The 7002-nt window shown below is 65.3% G+C and carries 8 protein-coding genes, 1 tRNA gene and 2 pseudogenes; 3 read left to right on the top strand and 8 right to left on the bottom strand.

Translation table 11 applies throughout. From position 1 onward, the window contains the following. Positions 1-136: 136 nt before the first annotated feature. Positions 137-1483, bottom strand: a complete 1347-nt coding sequence (locus AB1634_18100) for a sigma-70 family RNA polymerase sigma factor (protein MEW6221429.1) — start codon at positions 1481-1483, stop codon at positions 137-139. A gap of 273 nt (positions 1484-1756) precedes the next feature. Between AB1634_18100 and malQ the strand changes: the two genes are divergently transcribed. The 3 genes from malQ to AB1634_18115 all read left to right on the top strand — a co-directional run bounded on the left by malQ (position 1757) and on the right by AB1634_18115 (position 4022). Further along, positions 1757-3310: a 4-alpha-glucanotransferase gene (gene malQ / locus AB1634_18105; GenBank protein ID MEW6221430.1), complete on the top strand. Its 1554-nt coding sequence runs from the start codon at positions 1757-1759 to the stop codon at positions 3308-3310. A 9-nt stretch (positions 3311-3319) separates the two neighbouring features. After that, a complete protein-coding gene (locus AB1634_18110; protein ID MEW6221431.1) occupies positions 3320-3907 on the top strand; it encodes a flavodoxin family protein in 588 nt (195 codons plus the stop codon). A 39-nt stretch (positions 3908-3946) separates the two neighbouring features. Further along, a tRNA-Glu gene (locus AB1634_18115) sits at positions 3947-4022 on the top strand. Between the two features lie 232 nt (positions 4023-4254). On the opposite strand, the pseudogene AB1634_18120 reads toward AB1634_18115, so the two are convergent. The 7 genes and pseudogenes from AB1634_18120 to AB1634_18150 form a co-directional block, all read right to left on the bottom strand. After that, positions 4255-4696 (bottom strand): annotated as a pseudogene (locus AB1634_18120) (AAA family ATPase). Positions 4697-4732: 36 nt separating this feature from the next. Further along, a pseudogene (locus AB1634_18125) lies at positions 4733-4849 on the bottom strand (hypothetical protein). Positions 4850-4863: 14 nt separating this feature from the next. Then, positions 4864-5055: a hypothetical protein gene (locus AB1634_18130; protein MEW6221432.1), complete on the bottom strand. Its 192-nt coding sequence runs from the start codon at positions 5053-5055 to the stop codon at positions 4864-4866. A 123-nt stretch (positions 5056-5178) separates the two neighbouring features. Then, positions 5179-5526 (bottom strand): type II toxin-antitoxin system PemK/MazF family toxin, encoded by a 348-nt coding sequence (locus AB1634_18135; protein ID MEW6221433.1) that lies wholly within the window; start codon positions 5524-5526, stop codon positions 5179-5181. Then, positions 5516-5746 carry a type II toxin-antitoxin system PrlF family antitoxin gene (locus tag AB1634_18140; protein MEW6221434.1) on the bottom strand — a complete coding sequence of 77 codons (231 nt, stop codon included), beginning with the start codon at positions 5744-5746 and terminating at the stop codon, positions 5516-5518. Before AB1634_18140 ends, AB1634_18135 begins: the two co-directional genes overlap by 11 nt. A 38-nt stretch (positions 5747-5784) precedes the next feature. Then, positions 5785-5913 carry a hypothetical protein gene (locus AB1634_18145; protein ID MEW6221435.1) on the bottom strand — a complete coding sequence of 43 codons (129 nt, stop codon included), beginning with the start codon at positions 5911-5913 and terminating at the stop codon, positions 5785-5787. An 830-nt stretch (positions 5914-6743) separates the two neighbouring features. Beyond that, positions 6744-7002 (bottom strand): hypothetical protein (locus AB1634_18150; protein ID MEW6221436.1); only part of this gene is annotated, 259 nt, incomplete at its 5' end.

Genomic DNA, 7002 nt, shown 5'->3' on the forward strand with positions numbered 1-7002 from the left:
GAGGGGCACCGCAAAGAAGGCAGCCAGCCACAGCAGGGGAGTCGCAAGCCGGGGCAGGGGTGAGAGGGCGGCGGTGGCGATGCCGCCAGCAAAGGCGATCAGGGCCGCCAGCAGGGGATCGGCGGCCGCGGCGAGCCTAGTCCAGGAAATACTTCAGCTTCTCCCGGCGGCTGGAGTGGCGCAGGCGGTTCAAGGCCTTCTTTTCGATCTGGCGGATCCGCTCCCGGGAGACATTGAAACGCTTGCCGATCTCCTCCAGGGTGTATTCCGCATCCTCGCCGATACCGAAGCGCAGGCGGATGATCTTCTCCTCCCGCGGGCTCAAGGTGGCCAGGATACCGTTGACCCTTTCGGCCAGCTCCTGCCCCTTCACCGCCTCGTACGGGGAGACCGACTCCTGGTTCTCCAGGAAATCGCCCAGGGTGGAGTCGTCGTCCCCCACCGGGGTCTCCAGGGAGATGGGCTCCCGGGAGGCCTCCAGGATGGCCAGGATCTTGTCCATGGTCAGGCCGGTCTTCTTGGAGATCTCAACCGGGGTCGGCTCCCGGCCCAGCTCCTTGAGCAGGGCGTAGAAGGCCTTGAAGAACTGGCTCCGCAGCTCCAGGAAATGGACCGGCAGGCGGATGGTGCGGGTCTTGTCCAGGATCGCCCGGGTAATGGCCTGGCGGATCCACCAGCTGGCGTAGGTCGAGAACTTGTTGCCCTTGGTGTAGTCGAAGCGGAACACCGCCCGCATCAGGCCCAGGTTGCCTTCCTGGATGAGGTCGGCCAGGGTGAGGCCCTGGTGCATGTAGCGTTTGGCAATGCTCACCACCAGCCGCAGGTTGGCCTTGATCATCTCGTCCTTGGCCACCTCGATGGCGTCGCTGCTCTCGTCCACCAGGTCGCGGAGCTTGGCCAGGCGCTCCTGGTCCGGATAGCGCTCGGCCAGGCCATCCACCCCGCGGCGCATCTGGTTCAGGTGCTGCTTTTTCGGCTTGAGGGTGGGATCACGGCGCTCCCACAGGTCGATCCGCGCTTGCAGGGAGCGGATCTCCGGCAGGGTGCCCCGCTCGTCGCGGATGGCCTGGATGATGCTCTGGAAACCGTCCCGGATCGCTCGGCTGTACTGCTCCTCCTGCTCCGGGGTCAGGAGATCGAACCGGCCCATCTCCCGGAGATAGGTGGTGGTGGTCTCCTCCGCCTCTCCGGACTCCTCGGGCACCGCGAAGGCGTCCTCGAGGGCCTCTTCCTGGCCCGCCCCCTCCAGATCCTGACTGCCCTCATCGCCATCGTCCCACAGTTTGCCGCCCAGGGTCCGCTTGTGGCCTGAGGGATCCTCGCTGACGATCTCGATGTTGTTCTCGCCGAGGAAGTCGAAGATTTCTTCGATCTTGTTGGGGTCGTTGACGTCACTGGGGATGAGGTCGTTGAGCAGGGAGAAGCTGATGCAGCCCTCGTCCTTGCCAACCTCCAAGAGCTTCGCTTTGATGTCGGTCGACACGGGCGTGGGTTCTCCTGGGGATCTGCTGACCTGGTGTGGATGGGGGTGGGGCAGCGCCCCTTGGGACAGTGGCGAACGCGCCATTTTACGGCAGGTCTGGCCTCTGCGCAACGACAGAATCCAGGCCTGCCTGGAAAGCCTCACTGGGCGCGGCTTGACAGTCCGGAGCCCAGACGCCTATATTCATTCTAGCTTTGGCGTCGGAGAAAAGGAAACCGGATTTTCTGACAACAGGCCGGGCATGGTCCCGGCCTGTTTGTGCCTGGAGACGACATGGAGCTGGCGCGCAGCTGCGGCATTCTGGCCCACCTCACCTCCCTGCCCAGCCCTTTCGGAATCGGCGATCTGGGCCCCGGGGCGCGGCGGTTCGTGGACTTTCTGGCCGCCGCCGGCCAGACGGTCTGGCAGATGTTGCCGGTGACGCCCGCCGGCGCCGCCTACGACTATTCGCCCTACATGAGCGATTCCGCCTTTGCCGGCAACCAGCTCCTGCTCAGCCCCGAGGATCTGGCCGCGGCCGGCTGGCTGTCCGCAACCGACCTCGGGGCGCTCGGCGCTTCACCGTATCTGGTGGAGTTTGAGCGGGTGGCGGCCCACAAGGCCGCGCTGGCTCGGAAGGCCTTTGCCGGCTGGCAGAGCCTGGGGCCGGACCCGGAGTTTGCGGCCTTCTGTGCCGCCGAGGCCCATTGGCTCGATGACTACGCCCTGTTCGCGGTGCTCAAGGCCGCCCATCAGGGCGAGTCCTGGTGCCGCTGGCCCCGGCCGCTGGCCCGGCGGCACCGCAAGGCCCTGGCTGCTGCGGCCCGGCGCCTGGCGACCGAGATCGATCGGGTGCGCTTCGGCCAGTACTGCTTCCAGCGCCAGTGGCAGGCCCTGCGGGCCTATGCTGCGGACCAGGGGGTGCGGCTTATCGGGGATCTGCCCATCTACGTGGGCCATGATTCCGCCGAGGTGTGGGCCAACCAGGATTTCTTCCTTCTGGACCGGGAAACGGGCTTGCCCACCGAGGTGTCCGGGGTGCCGCCCGACTACTTCAGCCGTACCGGCCAACGCTGGGGCACTCCTCTCTACCGCTGGCATGACGACCAAGGCCGGCCAAGCTCCGCCCTGTGGGCCTGGTGGGCCCGCCGCTTCGCCCACCTTCTCCGGCTGTTCGATGTCGTGCGGGTGGACCATTTCCGGGGCTTCGAGAGCTACTGGTCGATCCCGGCGGCCGAGGAAACGGCGGTGGCGGGTCGCTGGCTGCCTGGTCCTGGCCAGCCCTTTTTCCGGTATCTGGCCGCCCAGCTGGGGGATCTGCCCATCATCGCCGAGGATCTCGGTCTCATCACCCCGGAGGTAGAGGCCCTGCGGGATGCCCTGGGCCTGCCCGGGATGAAGGTCCTCCAGTTTGCCTTTGATGCCGGCGCCGAAAACGCCTACCTGCCCCACAACTTCCGGACCAGCAACTGTGTCGTCTACACCGGCACCCATGACAACGACACCACGGTGGGCTGGTATTTCGATCCCGGCGTCCCTGCCGCCAGCAAGGCGCGGGCCTTGCGCTATGCCCACAGCCAGGTGGGCAGCCCAGTGCACTGGGACTTCCTCCGCCTGGCGTACAGCTCAGTGGCGGCCCTGGCGGTGCTGCCCTTGCAGGATGTCCTGGGCTTCGGCAGCGACTGCCGCATGAACACCCCCAGCGTGCCCAAGGGCAACTGGCGCTGGCGCTGTGCCCCCTGGCTCCTGACCGCGGAGCTGGCAGCAGCGCTCCGGGACGAGGCGGAGTTCTATGGCCGCCTCGCGCCCCTGGCAGCGGCACCGGCCGATGAGAAGCCAGCGGCATAGGAGAAGGTCATGGAGATCCTGGTCATCCTGGGCAGCCCCCGCAAGCTGGGCAATTCCGAGACCCTGGCCCTGGCGGCCATTGAGGGCATGGAGGCGGCGGGCGCCGGTGTCGAGACGGTGCGGCTGGCCAAGCTCTGGATCCAGCCGTGTATCCACTGCGGCGGCTGCGATCAGACCGGGGAGTGCGTGCTGGACGATGATATGGACTGCCTGTACGAGAAGCTGTGGACCCTGCCGCGGATCGTGGTCGCCTCGCCCATCTTCTTCTATGGGGTCACCGCCCACACCAAGGCCTTTGTGGACCGCACGCAGGCCTTGTGGTCCCGCAAGCGGCTGCTTCAGGAGCGGGGGGAGTGGCATCGGGATCCGGCGCGCCTGGGCTACTTCATCTCGGTGGGCGCCACCCGGGGAGCGCGTCTCTTCGACGGCGCGGTCATGACCATGCGCTACGCCTTCGACGCCATGGGCATGGGCTATGGCGGCGATCTGCTGGTGCGGGGCGCGGACAAGCGGGGCGACCTGGAGGGCCGGGCCGAGGAGCTGGCGGCGGCCCGGGAGCTCGGCCGCCGGATCGTGGCTGGCACGAAAACGCCTTGACAAGCGGCCGGGTATCATTTAGATACAGGCCAACATTTCGGCCCTATCGTCTAGCGGTCTAGGACACCGGCCTCTCACGCCGGTAACACGGGTTCGAGTCCCGTTGGGGTCGCCAAGGAGCACAGAAGGGTGTTGGACGGAGGGTTCGTCCAGCACCCTTTTTTTTTCTCCACGCAATCCCCCGCGGTCATCACTCCCAGTCGGCGTTCTTCATGCCGAGGGTGCGAGCGTTTTCCGAGACAGCCCTCTTGACGTGGTCGGCAGCGCCGCCGGGGACGGCCGCGATCTCCAGCGTGACGGTCGTGGCTTGGCTCCATATTCCATAAGAAGGAAGACGATTCGCCCGGTCATCGCGCCACCCCGGTCAAGAGCCCCTGGCGCCAGAGGCTGCCGGGCAGATCCCCTTCCGCCACCAGGTTTCGCAACAGTTCGGAATCCGCGGCTCTGGTGATGAAGGCAAAGGCGTCCCGCTTCTCCAGGCAATAGATCTCGTCCAGCTGCAGGGCATTGAGGAAGTCCGGGGAATGGGTCGAGACAAAGACCTGGCCACCCCGGCGGGCATAGTCCCGGAACTCCTCGGCCAGCTCGGTCAAGAGCTCCAGGTAGAGCTGGTTCTCCGGCTCTTCCACCGCCAGCAGGGGAAAGGGCTTGGGGTCGTAGAGCAGCACCAGGTAGGCGAAACATCTTGATGGTGCCGTCCGATACGAACCGGGCGACAAAGGGATCCTTGAAGGCCCCATCGTGGAAGCGCAGCACCAGACGGCCGTCTTCGGTCGGCTTGGCATCCACCGCCACCACCTTGAGAAAGGAGAAGACATCAAGAAGGGACGACTTGCCGCTGCCGTTGGCGCCCACCAGGGCAACCAGGGCGGAGAGGTTTCGCAACTGTACCTGCCGGAAGAGCCGATACCCTTCGATCTCCAGATGCTCAATCTGCAGCATGATTGGCGCCTTCTTCAGAACAGGGAGCGCTGTTGCGGGCCGGAGGCTTTGGCGGCGGTGGCCTCGATGGCGCTCCAGGAGGTGATGATCTCGTTGGAGGCCGGGTCGTCCTCGGCGAAGCCCGCTCGCTCGCAGAGGGTGGAGAGCCGGTAGCCCAGCTGGCGGGTCGGCTTCCATGCCGGCTGAGCCACCGTTGGCTTCGTCACCCAATGAAGGCATGGCTCATGGGTGTCTTTGCGGCCCAGGAGGCCTTGAGAGGCCCGGCGATAGCATCGCCGGCCCGACGCCCCGCAAAAAGCGTTTCTTTCCTGGGCGGCGACGGTTCCCCTCTACCGCTGCTCATACCCCAGGAGCCGCTGGAGCGCCGCACGAACCGCCTGCTCGTCTCCGCTGCCGAGACTGCCCATCTGGCCGCGCACCAGCCGATGATCCAGGGTGAAGAGCTTGAAGCGCACCTTGGACGAGGCGGGGAGGCCAGCGCTGGCCAGGTCCTGGATGGGGCAATCCAGGGGCCAGGGCGGGTTGGCCGCCGAGGTGATCATCGCCATCACCGAGTGGCCGGCAGGGGTGTTGAAGGACCCCGGGTCGGAAAGGACCAGGGCGGGCCTGTTCTTGCTGGCGGCCCGGTCGGTGAACGGAAAAGGCACCCGGACCACCACAAAGGCGTTAAAGGTCACGGTAGGCCTCCTCGTCGGCGGCCGTGGCCCACTCAGAGAGCGTCCCCTCCAGGGCCCGGAGATACTCCACGTCCGTGGGCTCGATCCGGCGCACCTGCACCCCGCCGTTAGCGGTCTCCTCCCAGGCGATGGAATCGCCGGGCTTGACCTTGAGCAGGGCCCGGATTTCCCGTGGCACCGTGGTCTGTCCCTTGCTGGTGATCTTGGCGATGGCGATCATGGCAGCCTCCTTATGGTACGATTCCTTACCGCCTTACCTTACTGCCTCCCTGCCGCCCGGGCAAGCAGCTCGCCCAGATCGGGATTGGTGCTCGCCACTGCCCAGTCCGGATGCTCACTCACCCGGGCAGGATGCTGCTCCCCGGGAGCATCCGGCCGTCTGGTCATGCCTTATGGCTCTGGCGGCCTTTCCCGGCCTCTCACGCCGGTAACAGGGGTTCGAGTCCCGTTGGGGTCCAGAAAATCAACAAGGGGCAGGCGCATCGCTCGCCTGACCCATTATTCGTCCTCCTCCGCAGGGATACGTTCGGCCGAGCTTGCCCCGGCACAGATCCGGGATCTCCGCCAGGAAAAGGCCACGCCGATTCTGGAGGGGATCAAGGACCGCCTGGATAAGCGCGCCCCGACCACGCCGCCCAAAAGCCTCCTGGGCAGGGCCATCGCCTTCAGCCTGATCGCCACCGCCAGGGCCAATGGCCTTGATGTCTCCAGGCACATGCGCTTCATCTTCAGCGCATCCCCCACGCCTCCAGCCGCGAGGAGTACCTCGCCCTCCTGCCACGACACAACATCCATACCGAACTGCGCCTCCGCCCGCCAGAAGGGCTGCTTAAGCGCTTACGTTGACCGCCATGCCAGCAACTGAAGGGGTCAGGATTCTGTTGACGCCTTGCGCGGGTACACGATAGATACAAATACCCTCGGTTGTCAGGCGGCCAAGGTTAGGGCGCCCGGCGTCCCAGGGTACCATGATGTGCGTTTGCGACTCAGGGTAAGAATCCAGCGGGTTGGCATGAGTATCTCGTGAAGGAGAAAGAGGCACAGAGGGTCTGTGTGCGCACAGCCTGGAGTGACAAAACGGTCGATCCTCAACCAGGGGATGTGGTGTGCTCCGGTATTCTGGTCCTCCTCAGGTGCCCGACTCCGCAGCCGTTAGACCGAGACACCCGATTCCTTCCGCCGTCGCCGTAGATCGCGCCTCATTGCCGCACTGGGGCTCAGATTCTCGGCAATCGCAGCAATTCCCGGAGCCCCCAAACTTGGCTATTCCCATAGGGTTTGACGCGTGGGCTTCGTAAACTTTTTGCCGGAATCAGCCAGGACGCTGCGGGAATCCGGGGCAGTTTGGAGTGGCTTACGGCCACCGGAGAACGAAGACCATCAGTGTAACTTGGCGGATTTTCGAGATAAAAAATTTCGCCGGAGGCGCATTTTTTTCTTGACAGGCTCCTGAAGGGGTGGTCGCGATTTTCCTTA

This window comes from Thermodesulfobacteriota bacterium (assembly GCA_040755095.1).
Classification (GTDB): Bacteria; Desulfobacterota; Desulfobulbia; order Desulfobulbales; family JBFMBH01; genus JBFMBH01.